The sequence below is a fragment of the Nostoc sp. NMS7 genome, from assembly GCF_017115085.1.
Taxonomy (GTDB): domain Bacteria; phylum Cyanobacteriota; class Cyanobacteriia; order Cyanobacteriales; family Nostocaceae; genus Nostoc.
Genome location: NZ_JABXKJ010000249.1, coordinates 82,038 through 99,374 on the forward strand (window position 1 = coordinate 82,038; position 17,337 = coordinate 99,374).

Below are 17,337 nucleotides of genomic sequence, written 5' to 3' on the forward strand. Positions count from 1 at the left end.
CAGAATGGAGTCAGAGACTCAATGAATGTATTCCCATACTCTGTATGGGAACGAGGAAAAAGATTACTATACTGAAGAAAGACTTTATAAATCTTATTAATGACTGTAACTAGACAAGAGCTTGCAACCCAAGATGCCTTTGAAAAATTCTTTTGGAATTGGCAGGGCTACAAAATTCAGTATACTGTCATGGGTACAGGACGCCCTCTGGTACTGGTTCACGGCTTTGGTGCTTCCATTGGACACTGGCGCAAAAATATCCCAGTTTTAGCTAATGCTGGCTACCAAGTATTTGCCATAGACCTTTTAGGTTTTGGTGGTTCTGATAAAGCGCCGATTGATTACACTGTGGAAGTTTGGGTGGAACTGCTGAAAGATTTCTGCACAGCACACATATACGAACCTGCTGTATTTATTGGCAACTCCATTGGCGCACTTTTGAGCTTGATAGTACTGGTAGAACATCCCGAAATTGCTGCTGGTGGTATTTTAATTAACTCTGCGGGTGGTTTGAGTCATCGTTCACACGAATTGAACCCACCATTACGGATTGTGATGGCAGCTTTTAACAGGTTTGTGCGATCGCCAATTACAGGTAAATTTGTCTATAATCGCATCCGCCAAAAAGCCCAAATTCGCCGTACCCTCTATCAAGTTTACCGCGATCGGGAAGCCGTCACTGATGAATTAGTCGATTTACTTTATACTCCCTCTTGCGATCCAGGAGCGCAACAAGTTTTCGCCTCCATTCTCACAGCCCCTCCTGGCCCAAGTCCAGAGGAATTATTGCCCAAAGTAGAACGTCCTTTATTAGTGATTTGGGGTGCTGACGATCCCTGGACACCAATTACTGGGGCCAAAATTTACGAAGAGGCGCGTGAGAATGGCAAAGAAATCAAAATTGTTCCCATTCCTAATGCCGGTCATTGTCCCCACGATGAAGTTCCAGATGTCGTTAATGCTCAGATTGTCGATTGGCTGGCGCAAAGGTGATAATTTCGTCCCTAAGCTCGACTTTATCCATTTTTTGGCAACGCTGAAGCTGACGCTGAAACCTTTGTAGGACGGTAGCTTTACTTTTTGGATTTAACCGTAAATCAGTTACATGGAAAAAGTTTTTGCCAAAAAGCTAGGGTTTTTGCTCTATAAACAGATGCAAGTCTTAATTTTGGATAAAGTCGATCGCCCCCCTTGTCCCAGAACTACCCCGCAAACATCGGAAGCGATCGCTTTCCCTGCGGGCGGGTACGCCATTGCACCCCCATCAAGCAAGTATCATAGCTAACCAAAGAAAATCAAGCGAGGAAAAATTGCCAAACAGCGTAGTTTACCGCCGTAGGTGTTACCCTGAGCTTGTCGAAGGGCTCAGGGTAACACCTGCGCCGTACCACTTCGTGGAAGCAAGCTACGCGGAGCGTCTCGTAGAGAAGGGCATCGCCTCAGCTTCTTTCATAACTGAAGGGGCTAGCAAAAACCGTAGGCATCGCTCCTACTAATGGCAAAATCAAATGCAATCGCCAAAGTAGCAATAGCAATCTAAGAGAATCTATCTGTGGATACTTTCATACATTTTTTCTGCCTTCAAGTATCGCTTTGCAGTCAAAATTGAAGTTAGTCAGTTGGAAGGAATCATTCATAACGCTAGACTACCAATGCAAACCAACAATCAACCAAATCCAAGTGATTCACCCTCCGGGTTCGGCAGTTCGGACTCGACGGGAGCCGCCTTTCCTTCCCTACGGGACGCTGCGCGAACGGAACGCTACGCGAACGCGGAGCGTCTCGCAGAGAAGACTCCGACTGCCTCACCGCAAGTATCGGGTCAAATACCTCATCAAAAGATTCTGCCCACTGCCCCATTACCAGAATCTATTAGTCAAAATATCGAGACTATCATCGCATTGCATAGACGTTCTGAAAAAAATGTCTCACAACACCAGCGCTTTGTAGAAACGATAACCGTCTTTTTTGGTCGTCCTGTATTCTTGTATAGTATTCTGCTTGGGATTATTCTCTGGGTAACACCCAATTTCTTACCACGACGTTTAGGCGTACCAAGATTTGATCCTTTTCCATTTCCTTGGTTACAATTTTCACTGACTGTGGGTTCATTATTGGTGACAGCAGGGGTGTTGATTAAACAAGAGCGACAAGAAAAGTTAGCAGAACAACGGGCGCAGCTCAGTCTTCAACTCAACCTGCTCTCTGAGCAAAAAATAGCTAAACTCATCAGTTTGGTTGAGGAATTACGCCACGATATTCCTAATGTCAAAAATCGCTTTGATCCGGAGGCCGAAATAATGAAGTCCCCTACTGATGCACATGCAATTGTAGACTTATTGGAAGAAACCTTAGAATCGGAGTTAGCAAATTTATCGCAGCAAGAAATATCAACTCAGGAGTAACAAAATAAGCTTAGTATTACAACAAGTACTAAAATGAGCAACTTTTTGATTACATCTATGTTCCCGGACGAGAGCGAATATGATCGGGTATATGATGGCGATCGCCTAATATTTCTAACAAGGGGCCATTAACGTCAAATTTAACCATACTTACCGACGCGACCAAAATATTTACCCGATAGCGATAGCGTCCTAAATCAATCCCCAGTAAACTGCAAAGCATAATCCGAATCGTGGCTTTATGAGAAACTACTAAAACATTACCTTGGGGATGTTTTTCTTGAATTTCAGCAATTACAGGCATAGAACGGTTAGCAATATCTACCGCAGTCTCTCCACCTAGTGGTGCATTCCAAGCGGGTTCTGTCAACCATTTTACATAATTTTCTGCGTAATTCTCTTGGACAAACGATTTACTCAAAGTTTCCCAAGAGCCATAACTACCTTCTTTAAGTCCGTCACGCAACTGCATATCCATACCGATAGCATCACAAAATGGCTTGGCAGTTGCAATTGTGCGCTTCATCGGGCTAACATAAACAGCCGACCACAACAACCTTTGATAAACATCGGCAAAACCGGATGCCATCTGCATCCCCTCTGTTGTCAACTGGGCATCAGTTTCACCGCAGAAATTACCACTTTGACTAAAAGTAGTTTCTCCATGTCGCAGTAAATATAAATTCAGTGTCATAGTTAGTATCGCAATTGTGATCAAGGAGTTTGTGTAAAAATAAAATACCATCAATCTCGCAATCGAGTCTGTGACACCAGGACAAAGTAATCAACCAAAAAAGTCGATCAACCACAAACTTTTGATTTCGTTGACAAAAGTAGCGGTAAGAGCTAGTACTCTAGTTTGAGCTGGGATGCGGATACTGTTGGCGAATTCCCCAAACAGCTAAACTGAACTGATTGAGAACTTTCTGAGCAATTTTATACCCAGATGCAAGATTCTCCAACTTCAGTTCAAATGGTTCAGTATTTGATTGCAGACTCCCGCACAATAAACCTGTTAACAAGAATATTTTTGTGAAGATGAAGGATAGCGATCGCAGCTAGTTCTAGGGGAAAGTCAGTTAAGAGCGTAGTTTACCGCCGTAGGTCTTACCCTGAGCCTGTTTGGACGAACACATCAGGCGTGCGGTTGCCCGGGTTAGGGCTGGGAGCCAGACCAAGCTGATAGGCTAAAGCCCCAGAGTAAACTTCGACAATGCCAGGATTACAGGTAGGTGCTGAAGTCGTAGAGCCTGATGAAGTACCTGTACAGAGAGGGAGATTTTTCAAACCGCACAGATATAGAGTCACATCGCTAATCTTGCTTTGATCTTTGAGCCAAACCAGAGAGACATCCGCTTTTCCTCTGAGGCTGCGCCCTAAGCGAAGCTATGTCACAAGCTTTACAACTGGAGTTTAGACTAAGCTATGCAAAACGACCCAGCAGGGCTGAGTAATCAGAGACTTAGCAAAATTATGAATAATCTTTAGTATTAAACCGCAACTGATGGCTCTTTACGTGGTCTGGTTACGGTTTTTTTAACAATCGGACATCGGTTTTTACGGTGACGCTTTTTTCCTGCTTCCCAACCTGGGGACTTTCCGCGAGGTTTGGGTGGAAGGGCTGGAGTACCAATGGCCGCGAAAACTCCACCCATAGCTTGAGCAACTCAACGAGCGGGTGAAATTACCCTGAGACTTCTGCCAAGGTAGAGGATAGGATTGTCAGTTACAATATCACGGGCTAACCACAATTCCCAAGTCATCAGAGGCATGAGGTCACTCCATCTTTCACAATGCTATTGGAGTACTCAACTGTGGCACTGTCCAATGTAGACGAAGATTAAAAAGCGATACCAATGGTCAATGGTAAAGCGACGCAAGTAAAGACACCAAACTTCCTCTAGTGGTGGCATTTCTTCTCCTACCCAAGCTAACCACAGAGGTTTGGATACTCGTTCATTGCCTTGTGCGTCGAGACGTTCAACCCTGATGAGTAACATTGGACGTGTAGCAGCCTGACGGAAGTGTAAATCTTTCCACAAGCTAACACGCACACGCCCTAATTTTGGGTCATTCATTTCCAACACAGATGTGGCTTCACTCCATGTCATTGGTTCATTGAGCTTAAATTTATCACCATGCTTCTTGGGACGGCCAATCCCTGAATAAGCTCCTGGTTCACCCCATAAATACAGATTTGAGCGCAACCGAACGAGAATATCTGCGGGAATACTGGCAGTTTTTAAGACGAAAGGGGCGCATCCATATTCACTATCCCAAACTGAAATCGGTCTACTAGGTAAATATTTACACACCTGTTTTAGTTGCCAAATCGCTTTTGAGATGGGACTTTCCCCACTTGTGATCCGTTCATGTCTCAAAGGTAATGCCCAACTGCCTGATTTTTCAGGTAGCCAGGCAATTGTGCTTGCTATATCCTTGACCAATGGTAATCGGTTTATTTCCCGCTATAGATGTGCCACTATGCTCATAGGTTCGCTCTTGCAACGTTACTGCATCTGGGCGTGACCAGTTTGTATGATCTCCTGCTAACAACGGTCGTCCCTCTGCTGGCATCTGTTTGATGTATAACTGCATCAGTTTCCGTCGCTGTGGTCTGCTATCTTGTAAGGCTTCATAGATGCTTGGCAAAAGAGCGTCTAAATACTGGTGATAAGGATAAGTCTGCTAAGGAATAAACATTGCGAGTCAGTAATATGGCATCTGTTAATTCAAAGGTCGCGTCTTTGGCTCTACCTAAATATTTGTAGGCTACTTGACGAAACTCTTCAAGTCTGGCATTTTTCATGTTGGTAGGTGAGTAATGGTAGTTCTTTTCTCACCTTCTACCTTCATGGGGACTGTATTCAATCAGACACCCCTTTTTTCTTGCTCATTATCTGATAATGATAATCGAATAACGGTGGGTGGTAGAGAAACGAGCGACGCTCGTTTCTCTACCACCATTTTCATGATTATCATTCTTGTAATATTTTCTCGACAAGTATACTACACAATAATTGTTCCAGGTCGCGGATGCTTTGAGGCTGACAAGATAATATTTTTAACCTCTAATTCCATTTGGTTTGCGTTCTCTCATATCGCTTTTAGTCTAAACTCCAGTTACTGGGGTGCTTGTGATTACAGGCATCCCTTTATTTTTTGCCCACCCTCTCACTTACCGATCGCTCACCTTTAGTCTAAAGTCCAGTGAGATGGCGACTGCTATAAAAGAAGATTTTTTGTAGTGTCGTTCTAGAATAATTTTATTATTGGTATTTTTTTATTCGCATTTTGGTTAAATGCTTAAATTCAAAAAATGTCAATATTACTGCAATTAAAAGAACTACAATATTTGTTATCAAAATTCCCCAGTATATACCCGTAATACCTATTATTTGTGATAAAACTAGCACTATAGGAATGAATATAAATATACTATTTAAAAGAATTATAATTGTAACTATTTTACCTTTTCCTATGGATTGAAATAGGGTTGCTCCAAAAGCAGTAAGGGGTATGACTAGTATTAGTAAACTAAGAATACGAAAATTTAGGAAATCATTGTCATTAAAAGTAACGTCTGGCAACAGCCAAACTAGAAATGTTTTTGGGGATAATTGTAGAGGTATCCAAAGTAATGTTAATAACGTAGTTCCACCAATAGCAAAAGTTAAATAAGCTTTTTTGAGTCGATCATAATTTTGAGATCCATAATTTATACCAATCACAGGTTGTAAGGCTTGCGTAAAACCATTTAAAGGAACGTGTGCCAATGAAGTTAATCTCAGTGTTGCTCCGTAAAAGGCTATATCATTATGTGTTCCGTAATGAGAAATTGATTTCAAAACCACAAAACTATCAACTAAACCCATAACTTGAGTAAGTAGCGCTGGTATTCCCACTGATAAAATAGCAGGCAGTAAATCTATTGCCAGAACAAACTTTTTGGGATCAACTGGGATAGAACTTTTACCAAAAAGAAAATAAGTTAAATTTATAATACTATAAATAACCATTGCAACAACACTAGCAAGGGCTAATCCCTGAATACCCCAGCGAAAGACACTGACAAATATGATATCTAGGGTAATATTAACGATCACAAAAATGCCTGAAAAGATGGTAGCTAGTCTGATTCTGCCTTCTGATTTGATAATCTGACTAGAAGCTACCGCTAGGATAAAAAATCCTGAACCAAGCATATAAGTCTTAAAATATTTTGACCCCGCAGAGGCAACTTCACCATTTCCTCCCATGAATCTAATGAATTCTTCACCAAATGTGTAGCTAATAGTTGTGACAAAAAAACAGATAATCACACTCATTACGATTAAATTACCAAAGATTTTGGACTGGGTTTTGATATCTCCAGAACCAATAGCTCGGCTGAGAACAGAAGCAGAACCTACCCCAACTAATAAAGCAAATCCAATTAATATATTTGTGAGGGGTAATGCAAGCGAGATCCCGGCAACGGCAGTTTCACCAATAAATTGCCCTGCAAATAAAACATCGGTAAAAGTGTTCAAGCCTAGTAGTAGCATTCCGAAAATACCAGGAAATGATAACTTGAACATCAGTTTAATGAGATTGCCTTGGAGGATCTCATTTGTGAGTTGAGATTGTTTTTGTGCAGTCATTTTAAAGTTTTCAAATTGTTGCTGTTTAATCAACCTTCACTAAACGGCTAAGGCGATATTGCTTCACCGCTTCTAACTCCATTTCTTTCCCTGAGTTCAATGTACTCATGACCTCACCATTGACTTCAACTCTGGCTTCATAAGTACCTGATATGCTGCCATCGGTCGCGGCAAAATGAATGCGTACATCAGCCCAGTTAGGATCATCCTCTTGATGAACTTCCTCTTTTGCCAGCACTTCACCAGCTTTCAAATAATCGAGCCAAGTCCAACCCAACTGCATCCAAATTTCGCGTTCAGCAATTTGCTCAAACTTAGTTAAACCCGCCCATCCTCGGTAGAACTGACGCAGGTCAGAGACTGAACCATCCCGCAGTACCAGTAAATCCAGTACTTCTGGCACTAAATGTCCCCATAAGCATCCTTGGGGTAAATCAACTAGAGTCGGAGCAAACTGATGACCGCCAAAATGGGTTGTTTGCCACACTCTTAACTTTCCATTGGAAGCAGGAGCATATTCCTTGCGTAATCGCCGATACATAGGAGTGCCAAATCTGCCACAAGCAAGGTCAACTTGAGCATGGGTGCAAACCATGAGTTCTCGGATGTGATTGGTTTGTTGCTGATACTGCTGAAACTTTGATAAATCGTTAGGCTGTTGCATCAACTGCTTCAGTATTGCCGTTACCAAAGCAGTTGTTTCCTCCTCTGGGACAAGAAACTCTTGTTTTTCAAACTGAGAAAACATCTCCGTAGAACGATAGTAGTAGAGTAAGCGGGTGAAGCCAGGGTGGGAGTACTCGCGATCGGGAGCAATTAACATTGGTCGCAGCTTGACTCCATGTTTGACCACTAACTCTTGGAACAGACCCAACAGTGGCTTTATTCTCGGATGTTCCTCAAAGATGTTTTCCGGCCAAGGTTGTGGAACTTCCATAATTAACCAATGGTCGCAAGTCCCTGCTGTACCAATTGGATCTTCTCCGTTAGCTTGAGAAACCAGTGAGCAAAAACGACAATCTGTTAAGGGAAGTTGATCGGTTTGTTGGGTTTGCATATTTAAGTAAAATTATTAACCAACTGTGGCGATCGCTCTTGAGATGCACGCCGACTGAGCATTAACATTTTCAAGCCACTAGCCGGAGGATAATTAACACCTCTAGCCTGGGGTTTTTCTACTTTTTCTGGATGCGCTAGGGCTAGTTGGTAGTGTGAGAGAATTGTTGCTAAAACTAGCTTCATTTCAAAAAGCGCTAATACCTCGCCTGGACAGCGACGAGCGCCACCACCAAATGGTAAAAATTCATAGTGAGAGTATTGTCGCTCCAGAAAGCGTTCTGGCTGGAATTGCTTCGGTTGGGGATATAAGTCCTGACGCTGATGCGTCAGATAAATACAGCCGATGACTACTGTCCCTGGACTCAATTCGTAGTCCATCACCTGAATTGGTGATTCTACTAATCGGGGAAATGTGACTACCTGAGTCGGATAAATTCGTAGTGCTTCATTACAGACAGCACTGAGGTAGGGTAGTGCAACAATCTTCATCGGATCTGGGGATTCACCTAGCGTATCGAGTTCTTGAAGTAATCGATCGCGAACAGTAGGTAAACGATGAATCCAGTACAATGACCAAGTTATGGCAGTAGCTGATGCATCTTGACCACCGAATAACAATGATGGGAACATATCGCGTATATCCTGATCAGTCATTGCTTGACCGGTTTCATCGTGAGCAAGTATTAGTTCAGATAGTACATCGGTGCGCGAAGGGTCAGGTTGCGATCGCCGTTCGGCAATTTCAGTGTAGAGGAGTTTGTCAAATTGCCGTTGCAGGTCAAGCCAATATCCCCACGGACTCCACCGACCTAAATCCTGTCGGAGGAAGGGATATGACAGGGCTAATTTCAGCCAGCGAGAACGGGCGAAACTTAATAAATTAGAAAGGAGTTGCCTAAATTGTTCGTAACGCTCTCCCTCATCCAAACCAAACAAAGCTTGTAATATTACCTCAAGGGTAATTTTTTGCACAGTCGGATAAGCGAACAAAGGTTTGCCGATGGCCAGATCGTTCATGACTTTATCTGTAACTTGACAGATACGCTGCCCGTATGCTTGTACCCTAGTTCCGTGCAGGGGAGGCATCAATAATTGACGCCGATGTTTATGGCGCAAGCCATCAAGCATAAGTAATCCGTTGTTTCCCACGAGGAGAGCGCCACCTTGGTTCAACTTACCAGAAGCTGTAATTTCTTTGGCACTAGTAAAAATCTGCTTTATCCCCTGTGGGTTGCTGACATAAACTATTGGTGTAGAACCAGCCATAACAGTGAAAATATCACCATAGCGATCGCCCATAGCATCCATTAATCCGAGGGGATTAGTCTTAAATTGACGACTCAACCACCGGGGGGAAGTTTTTGGTCCTTCAGGTAATTTCATTAGTATTTTTTAATTGTTTATTAAACTAACAACCGATGGCTGCGACTGTCCTTGATGCTGACGACGACCATGCATGAACATTTTCACGCCACTAGCTGGGTAACAAATCAGACCCCCAAATTCTGGTTTTTCTGGTCGCTTGTCAACCAGCGCTAATTGATAGCGTGAAAGAATTGTCGCCAGTACAAGTTTCATTTCAAACAAAGCAAAAGCCCCACCAATACAATTACGCGCACCGCCGCCAAAGGGTAGAAATTCATAGGGAGAAAATTGTTTTTCGAGAAAACGCTCTGGCTGAAATTGCTTTGGTTGTGGATATAAATCTTCCCGCTGATGCGTCAAATAAATATTACCAATGAGTACTGTACCCGGACTCAATTCATGGCCCATTACCTCAATTGGTGACTCTACCAACCGGGGAAATGTAAATAACTGGGTTGGGTAAATTCGCAAAGCCTCATTACAAACAGCACTGAGGTAGGGCAATGCCACAATACTCATCGGGTCTGGATCTTCACCAAGGGTATCAAGTTCCTCAAGGAGGCGATCGCGAACTACTCTTAAACGGTGAATCCAGTACATTGCCCAAGCGATCGCAGTTGCTGAAGCATCCTGAGCTGCAAATATGGGCGATAGTAGTAGATCGCGCACTTCTTCATCACTTAATAATTCACCTGATTCATCATGAGCAAAGATCAGATCCGAGAGGATATCGTTACCTGAAGCATCTGGTTGTTGGCGACGTTCTTGGACTTCGGCATAGAGTAATTGGAAAATTTCCTCTCGCAGATGCAGACGGTATCCCCACGGACTCCACCGACCTAAATCCTTTTGCCCAAAGGGTAATTTTGTGACAAGTTTAAAAAGACGAGATTGCGATTGTTTATTTACAGTCGCAAATAGATGGTTAATTTTATCGTAGCGCTCTCCCTCGCGTAAGCCCAAGACGACCTCTACACCCACCCGCAGGGTAATATTTTCAATGATCGGGTAAGCAATAAAAGGTTTACCAACCACCTGTTGACTGATGATTTTTTCTGTGAGTTGGCAAATACGTCGCCCGCAAGCTTGCATCCGCACACCATGAAAGGCAGACATTAAAAGTTTCCGCCGATCTTTGTGACGTGAGCCATCAAGTTGAAGTACTCCTTGGTTTCCGGTCATAAAAGCAAAACTTCGGTTCAACGCACCCCTAGCTGTAATTTCTTTGGTATTAGTAAAAATCTGCTTTATCCCCAAAGGATTGCTAACGTGTACCGTTGGTGTAGAACCAGACATGATGGTGATTGTGTCACCATAACGTTGACAAATTGCATCCATATAGCCAAAGGGGTCAGCTTGGAATTGCTGATTCAGCAGCCAATTGGGAGTTTTCGGCCCTGCTGGTAGTTTCATTAGTCTTATTTACTCGCGTTTTCTATACAAAAGTGAGCATGATCAATACAAATTCTCAACTGTCTGGTTAATGCCTGAATATGAGGTTCAACTAACATCGAGAAATGATCTCCTGAAACTTCAATAACCTGAATAGGTTGGCTGCAACATTTGCCCCAACCTAAGAAAGGATCATCAGTATGGAATTCTGGACTTTCAAAATCATGAATAATTTCCTCAGTAGCTCGTAAGAGAGTCATGGAGTGAGGATAAATCTGCGGGACATAATCTCGCATGGCTTGGACGTGAACTTTAAAAAGTTTGTAATAACTGAGAAAATCCTGAATCTCTGTGTCGCTAAAAATGAAATTTGCTTTTTTATTCACCAAATGAAATTGCTCATCTACTGGTAAATTTTGCAGTTCCTCAAAAGGAAGAGAAAAGTCTATATTATTGCTAGTTTTTATCGATTCAGCCATACGGAGTAAGAATTTGGCATCGTCGTCTTCTCCTGGTTTGATGGTGATTTCTGGCAATATGGCATCGATCACAACTAACAAACCTACAGTTTCACCTTGCCTTTGCAATTGTTGCGCCATTTCAAAGGCAATAACACCACCGTAACAATGACCGCCCAAAAAATAAGGCCCATTCGGTTGTACCTGACGAATTTCTTGGAGATAGCGAGCGGCTGTTTCCTCCACTGAAATGATTTCGGGTTCTTCTTCATGAGGGATATGTTCTAAAGCATAAAAGGGATAGTCTTCACCCAATCTTCGAGACAAGTTGAAGTAATTACGAATTCCTCCACCAGCACCATGCATACAAAAGAAAGGTGTTCTGGAACCGTCAGCCTGAATTGCGACTAGAGGAGAGTTCGATTTCTCACGGGACGGCTCACTAACAATAGTTGCTAGTTTTTCAATTGTCGGTTTTTCAAAAAGAGTAGATAGGGGAAGATTATGCCCAAATCGGTCATAAATTTGTGCCATTAAGCGAACAGCTAAAAACGAGTGACCACCGATGTCAAAAAAGTTATCTGTAACCCCAATCGGGTGATTATTCAGGAGATTTTCCCAAATCTTCACCAAAGCCAATTCTATAAAATTCCGGGGAGCAACGAAAGATAGAATGGTGTTGGCTCGGATAACCTCAGTGGTTGGAAGCGATCGCTTATCCACTTTGCCATTGGGTGTCAGGGGTATTGCATCCAATACTACGAAAGCAGCCGGGATCATATAATTCGGCAGCTTTTGTTGTAAGTAGGGCAATAACTCTAGCCCTATCTCTTGCAGGGGAGTTACTACATATGCAATCAGACGCTTTGAGCGTTGAGGATCATCGTGGGCAATGACAACACATTCTCGCACATCTGGATGTTGAGCGATCGCTGCGGCAATTTCCCCCAGTTCCACCCGAAAGCCACGGATTTTTACTTGGTCATCACGGCGACCTAAATACTCAAGATTGCGATCGTTAAGGTAACGTACCAAGTCGCCAGTTTTGTAAAGTTTGCTTTCTGGGATAAAGGGATTATTAATAAAACGTTCTTGAGTTAATTCAGGACGATGTAAATATCCCCTGGCCAATCCATCACCACCAACATAAAGCTCACCAACAACTCCTACAGGAGTTGGTTTTAAATAACTATCTAGTACATAAACTTGAGTATTATCAATCGGGCGACCAATAGGAACGCTAGTTAATTTTTCTGGCAAGAAACTGGTGTCGTAGTAAGTGACATTAGCAGAAACTTCCGATGAGCCATAAAGATTGATTAATTTGGCAGATGGTATCAGTTTTCGGAAAGTTTGAGCCAAATCAACAGATAGTGCTTCACCACTGGTTATCCAAAGTTTTAGATGCGATAAAATTTTAATCAGATGACTGTAGTTATCTAGAAGTAAGCGCAGTAATGAGGGTACTAGTACTACACGCGTAACTTTGTGATCTGTTAAAGTTTCTATAAACAATTGTGGGTCTTTGACAATTGCATCGGGAATAATTACAGTCGGAATTCCTTGAAGTAATGGTGCAAAAATCTCCCATACTGAATCTACAAAACTAATAGCTGTTTTCTGGCAACAAATCTCCCCTTTGGTGAAGGGATAAGTTTTCCATAGCCAGTGTAAGCCATTGACTGTACCGCGATGAGTAGCGAGAATGCCTTTAGGATTGCCAGTAGAACCAGAAGTATAGATAATATAAGCTAAATTATCAGCTTTCGACCTATTAACGGCGTTTTCCTGGCTTTCTTGAAGAATTTCGTCTTTGTGGATGTCTAGGTAAACAGTTTTGACTAAAGATGCAGGTAGCCTTTCTAATATTTCTTGTTGACTGATTAACAGCGATGCTTGAGAATCAAAAAGCATGAAACCAAGGCGTTCCACTGGATAACTTGGATCGAGGGGAATGTAAGCACCACCAGCTTTGAGAATAGCTAGAATTGCCACTACCATTTCTGGTGAACGTTCTAGACAAATGGCAACAATAGTTTCTTGGGTTATACCCTGTTTTTGTAAATAATGGGCTAGCTGATTAACCCGATGATTAAGTTGCCGATAAGTTAGTTGTTCTGATTGACTAATTAATGCTAATTCATCAGGGATTAACTTTACTTGCTGCTCAAATAATTGATGGAGAGAGGCATTTTGAGGATAATCGGTGTGAGTCTGATTCCACTCAAATAATAGTTGAGATCGCTCTTTAGCAGTTAATGGTGATAATTCGCAAATACGCTGATCTGGATTTGCAACAATGCTTTCTAATAAAGTTTGGAAATGACTGATAAATCCGGTAATTGTTACTGAATCAAAAATGTCCGTATTATACTCTAAAAAGCCTGTTAAGCCCTGTTGAGATTCGGACATCGATACGAAAATATCCAACTGTGCTGTACCGCTATCGAACTGCAAGATACGCAAGGTTAAACCAGAAACCTCCTGTACAGACATTGGTGTATTTTGCAGAACAAACATCACTTCATAAAGTGGATTCCGGCTTAAGTCGCGCTCTGGTTGCAATTCTTCTACAAGTTTCTCAAAAGGCAAATCTTGATGTGCATAAGCATCAAGAGTTACCTCCCGGACTCGATGTAAGAATTCACGGAAAGTAGGATTACCACTAAGGTTATTACGCAACACTAAGGTATTGACAAATAAACCCAGCATTCCTTCTAATTCAGTTCGGTTGCGATTAGCAATTGGAGAACCAACTAGAATGTCTTTTTGATTTGTATAGCAGTATAGTAATATATTAAATCCTGCCACCAAAGTCATAAATAAAGTCACATCTTCGCGCTGGCTGATTTGATTAAGCGCATCTGTTAAGGTTTTAGAAAACGTGAAGTATTGCTTTGCACCAGTAAAAGTAGTCACGGCAGGATGCGGACGATCTGTAGGCAACTGTAGTAAAGGTAATTCGCCGCTTAGTAGTTGCTTCCAGTAATTGAATTGGGTTTCCAGTAATTCACCTTGTAAGCGATCGCGCTGCCAAACTGCAAAATCTGCATACTGAATCCGAAGTTCAGGTAAAGGAGACGGCTGATTTGTAGAAAAAGCTGCATACAGCGTTGCCAACTCTTGCAGAAACACACCAACAGACCATCCATCTGTAATAATGTGGTGCATCGTCAAAAGGAAAATGTGTTCTTCCTCACCCACGCGCAATAAAGTTGCTCTGACTAAAGATCCTTTAGCTAAATTGAAGGGTTTCTTGCTCTCAATAGCTGCAAATTGTTTAACCTCTCCTTCCCAATCTTTGCCAGATAAATGCTCAAGGTTAATAATTGGCAAGTCCCAATTTAATTCCGGTGCAATCTCCTGCACTGGTTGTCCGTTGACAGTTGTAAAATTTGTGCGCCAGACTTCATGACGCTTGAGGATTTCATTAAGACTTTGCTGGAGTGCTGTTATATTAAGCAGTCCCTTTAAATGAAAGGCACTCGAAATGTTATAGAAGGAACTACCTTGGTAAAGTTGGTCAATAAACCATAATCTTTGTTGGGAGAAAGATAAGGGAATACTCTGGTAGGTTTGATGTCTAGGAATTGTATCACCTGGAAATTTTCCCTTCTTCCATTTCTCTAGGAGAGCTTTTTTTGTGGGTGATAAATTAGAGTATTGTTTATCCATTTTTAAGAGTTGTTTAATATTTTTTAAGTTGATAGTTATGCTGCAATACGCTTGGGTTAAGGCTTAACTCTTTGTCAAAGTCAATTTTTTTTAACGAACCGCAAAGGACGCAAAGAAGAGGCAGCGCGTTGCGGGGGTTCCCCCCGTTGTAGCGACTGCCGTCGCAAAGGAAGAGAAGGAAGAAATGCTTAATTGAACTGTATTGAGTTATGCTGTTTAATATCAAATTCTGTGAAATGAAATGTAACGCCGAGTAGCAGAGAATTATTAAAATTGATTAGGGAATATCATTACCTAAAAGAAGTGCCACTTCATCTTCTGATAATTCTTCGATTTTCTCAAAGAGAAGTTGCTCGATCATTTCTGCTTGTTTTGCTGGGATCATCGCTTGCAGTAAAAGGTCGCGTAGAGGTAACTCTACAGGAAACTTTGCTCGTAATCGAGAAACTAATTGGGTAGCGATGAGGGAATCTCCTCCTAATTCATAGAAATTGTCATAAATACCAACTTCTGTAATCGCCAAAACTTCTTGCCAAATTTCCACAATTTGTTTTTCTAACTCGTTAGTCGGAGCAACATAGGAATTACTGAGGTTAGGTCTAGAATAGCGTGAGGATGAGTCTAATTGATTGGAAAATTTTGCGTTTGTGATCGAGTCGCCGTTAAATGTGCGATCGCCAAGTATACGCGAAGCGTACTCGCACCTGGCTTTAATATCTAAAGTAGAAACAACAACCTGAGTTCCCTCTGCTAAAGAAAATACCCTTTTAAAGACTTCTATACTTTCTGTCTCGGTGATGGCTAATTCTACCCCAGATGTTTGTGTGAGTGTTTTTTCTTCTTGGGTTGCATTCAGTTGCAATTTATCCCAATTGATGATTTTCCAGGGCAAATAGCTAGTTTGGTTATGTCTTTGAGTAAAAGTATCTATTAGTTGGTTAACTCCTGAATATAATCCTAACCCGAATCCTCCAAGAACGGAAGATAAAGAAGAAAGAATAATACAAAAATCTAACTTTTGATTCTGTAATACTTTTTCTAAAACAGTTATTTTATGACCTTGAGTGTCAAGTAACTTTTCTAACTCTGTTTTCTGAATTTCTGCTATTGAGCAAAATATATTTTCGCGCGTTATTCCAACTGAAGAGATTACTCCATGAATTTGACCAATATTGTCTGATGTTAAAATCCGGTGCATTTGTTCATAGTTAGTTGGATCTGCACGCATGACTAAAACTTCTCCACCTAATTCTTCTAATGCTAATACTTTTTGAATTTTTCGACTTACTTCATCTTTTTGACCGTGAGTTTCAAGCCATTGCAAGTATTCATCATTTTCAGGAAAAGTAGAATCTTCAATGAATATAAGTTTTGTTTGGAGAGTTTTTGCCAAATATCCAGCCAGCACAATTGCAAAACTTTCGAGTCCACCTGGAAACAGGTAAACACCTTCTTTTCTCAATATATTTTTGTCTGCAACTGCTGATAAGTGTACTGAATCAAATGTTTGTATCCAACGGTAGCGATCGCGGTAAGCAACAACCAAATCAGGGGACAAAGCTATAAACTCATTTATAATTTGGTCTACAATATGACGATCAAAATCTCCTCCTCCTCTCTCTGCGCCTCTGCGGTTCGTTAAAACAAAATCTAAATTCCGACAACTAATATTAGGATATTCTTGAGGAATAACCTTACATAACCCTAACACCGTTGCTTTCTCTGGGTCGAGAGTTTCGTTACCGTTAACTTCTTGGATTTGGTTCGATATAACCCAGATTTGCAAGCGATGCCTTTGGCAAGCCGCTAAGGCGTCTACGCTAATTTTCTCCTTACCAAGAGTTTGAGTTAAAAACAACAAACTTTGAAATTCTAGATATTTACTTAGTTGACAATTTTCAAAAGTATTCAGAGTCCATAAATAAGCAATATTTTGGGGAATTCTACCCAGTAAAATCAGTTCTTTAAATAAAACATCATAGTCATCGCGGTTTTGCGGATTAATAGTGTATACACCCTCACGTAATTTGCGAAACTCTTGTCCCTTCTCTACAACAATTACATTTTTGTCATGCTGTTCCAGTCTGTTAATTAACTGGACACCTACTCCACAGTCATCAACAAATAGTAGCCATTCCTTATCAAAAGACTCTGCACGAGATGGGGAGGTTGAATGAGGTAGCAAAGAACGTTTCCAGGAGGGAATATAAAACCAGTCAGCAATGTCTTGTTTTTTATCTAAAGTTATAGAGTTGCTACTTGAAGAAAGTGATGGTGATTTTGCATCAATCCAATATCGTTGACGTTCAAAGGGATAAGTAGGTAAAGGTAGACGATAAC

Annotated in this window: 14 protein-coding genes; 3 read left to right on the top strand and 11 right to left on the bottom strand. The window is 41.5% G+C overall.

All coding sequences use genetic code 11. From position 1 onward, the window contains the following. Positions 1–99 precede the first annotated feature (99 nt). The 3 genes from HWQ38_RS35605 (at position 100) to HWQ38_RS35615 (ending at position 2,405) form a co-directional block, all read left to right on the top strand. Positions 100–993 (top strand): alpha/beta fold hydrolase, encoded by an 894-nt coding sequence (locus tag HWQ38_RS35605; RefSeq protein WP_292803705.1) that lies wholly within the window; start codon positions 100–102, stop codon positions 991–993. 112 nt (positions 994–1,105) lie between these two features. After that, the gene (locus tag HWQ38_RS35610; RefSeq protein WP_292803707.1) at positions 1,106–1,285 is read left to right on the top strand and encodes a hypothetical protein; all 180 of its coding nucleotides are present in this window, start codon (positions 1,106–1,108) and stop codon (positions 1,283–1,285) included. Between the two features lie 367 nt (positions 1,286–1,652). After that, the gene (locus HWQ38_RS35615) at positions 1,653–2,405 is read left to right on the top strand and encodes a DUF1003 domain-containing protein (protein WP_292803710.1); all 753 of its coding nucleotides are present in this window, start codon (positions 1,653–1,655) and stop codon (positions 2,403–2,405) included. 55 nt (positions 2,406–2,460) lie between these two features. Here the strand turns inward: HWQ38_RS35615 and HWQ38_RS35620 are convergent, their stop codons facing one another. The 11 genes from HWQ38_RS35620 to HWQ38_RS35670 form a co-directional block, all read right to left on the bottom strand. Then, a complete protein-coding gene (locus HWQ38_RS35620; protein WP_292803713.1) occupies positions 2,461–3,099 on the bottom strand; it encodes a histidine phosphatase family protein in 639 nt (212 codons plus the stop codon). A 413-nt stretch (positions 3,100–3,512) separates the two neighbouring features. Continuing rightward, positions 3,513–3,713, bottom strand: coding sequence for a hypothetical protein (locus tag HWQ38_RS35625; RefSeq protein WP_292803716.1), 201 nt, complete (start codon positions 3,711–3,713; stop codon positions 3,513–3,515). Between the two features lie 500 nt (positions 3,714–4,213). Continuing rightward, entirely contained in the window at positions 4,214–4,852 is a 639-nt protein-coding gene (locus HWQ38_RS35630; RefSeq protein ID WP_292803719.1) for a transposase, read from the bottom strand. After that, positions 4,812–5,057 (bottom strand): hypothetical protein, encoded by a 246-nt coding sequence (locus HWQ38_RS35635; protein WP_292803722.1) that lies wholly within the window; start codon positions 5,055–5,057, stop codon positions 4,812–4,814. The genes HWQ38_RS35630 and HWQ38_RS35635 overlap by 41 nt, the downstream gene beginning before the upstream one ends. After that, positions 5,041–5,214 (bottom strand): hypothetical protein, encoded by a 174-nt coding sequence (locus HWQ38_RS35640; RefSeq protein ID WP_251959247.1) that lies wholly within the window; start codon positions 5,212–5,214, stop codon positions 5,041–5,043. Before HWQ38_RS35640 ends, HWQ38_RS35635 begins: the two co-directional genes overlap by 17 nt. Before the next feature lie 460 nt (positions 5,215–5,674). After that, positions 5,675–7,048, bottom strand: coding sequence for an MATE family efflux transporter (locus HWQ38_RS35645; protein WP_292803728.1), 1,374 nt, complete (start codon positions 7,046–7,048; stop codon positions 5,675–5,677). A 25-nt stretch (positions 7,049–7,073) separates the two neighbouring features. After that, entirely contained in the window at positions 7,074–8,105 is a 1,032-nt protein-coding gene (locus HWQ38_RS35650) for a sucrase ferredoxin (protein ID WP_292803731.1), read from the bottom strand. A 2-nt stretch (positions 8,106–8,107) separates the two neighbouring features. Continuing rightward, positions 8,108–9,490, bottom strand: a complete 1,383-nt coding sequence (locus HWQ38_RS35655; protein WP_292803733.1) for a cytochrome P450 — start codon at positions 9,488–9,490, stop codon at positions 8,108–8,110. Between the two features lie 9 nt (positions 9,491–9,499). Beyond that, positions 9,500–10,885: a cytochrome P450 gene (locus HWQ38_RS35660; protein WP_292803736.1), complete on the bottom strand. Its 1,386-nt coding sequence runs from the start codon at positions 10,883–10,885 to the stop codon at positions 9,500–9,502. 5 nt (positions 10,886–10,890) lie between these two features. Continuing rightward, on the bottom strand, positions 10,891–14,997 hold the full coding sequence (locus HWQ38_RS35665; RefSeq protein ID WP_292803739.1) for a non-ribosomal peptide synthetase: 4,107 nt from the start codon (positions 14,995–14,997) through the stop codon (positions 10,891–10,893). Positions 14,998–15,274: 277 nt separating this feature from the next. Then, the coding region (locus tag HWQ38_RS35670) for a KR domain-containing protein (RefSeq protein ID WP_292803742.1) at positions 15,275–17,337 on the bottom strand (2,063 nt) is incomplete at its 5' end.

What these genes read in the sequence shown, in the direction of transcription:
- HWQ38_RS35605 (WP_292803705.1), top strand. Translation starts at nt 100, where the DNA reads ATGACTGTAACTAGACAAGAGCTTGCAACCCAAGATGCCTTTGAAAAA.
- HWQ38_RS35610 (WP_292803707.1), top strand. Translation starts at nt 1,106, where the DNA reads ATGGAAAAAGTTTTTGCCAAAAAGCTAGGGTTTTTGCTCTATAAACAG.
- HWQ38_RS35615 (WP_292803710.1), top strand. Translation starts at nt 1,653, where the DNA reads ATGCAAACCAACAATCAACCAAATCCAAGTGATTCACCCTCCGGGTTC.
- HWQ38_RS35620 (WP_292803713.1), bottom strand. Translation starts at nt 3,099, where the DNA reads ATGACACTGAATTTATATTTACTGCGACATGGAGAAACTACTTTTAGT.
- HWQ38_RS35640 (WP_251959247.1), bottom strand. Translation starts at nt 5,214, where the DNA reads ATGAAAAATGCCAGACTTGAAGAGTTTCGTCAAGTAGCCTACAAATAT.
- HWQ38_RS35645 (WP_292803728.1), bottom strand. Translation starts at nt 7,048, where the DNA reads ATGACTGCACAAAAACAATCTCAACTCACAAATGAGATCCTCCAAGGC.
- HWQ38_RS35650 (WP_292803731.1), bottom strand. Translation starts at nt 8,105, where the DNA reads ATGCAAACCCAACAAACCGATCAACTTCCCTTAACAGATTGTCGTTTT.
- HWQ38_RS35655 (WP_292803733.1), bottom strand. Translation starts at nt 9,490, where the DNA reads ATGAAATTACCTGAAGGACCAAAAACTTCCCCCCGGTGGTTGAGTCGT.
- HWQ38_RS35660 (WP_292803736.1), bottom strand. Translation starts at nt 10,885, where the DNA reads ATGAAACTACCAGCAGGGCCGAAAACTCCCAATTGGCTGCTGAATCAG.
- HWQ38_RS35665 (WP_292803739.1), bottom strand. Translation starts at nt 14,997, where the DNA reads ATGGATAAACAATACTCTAATTTATCACCCACAAAAAAAGCTCTCCTA.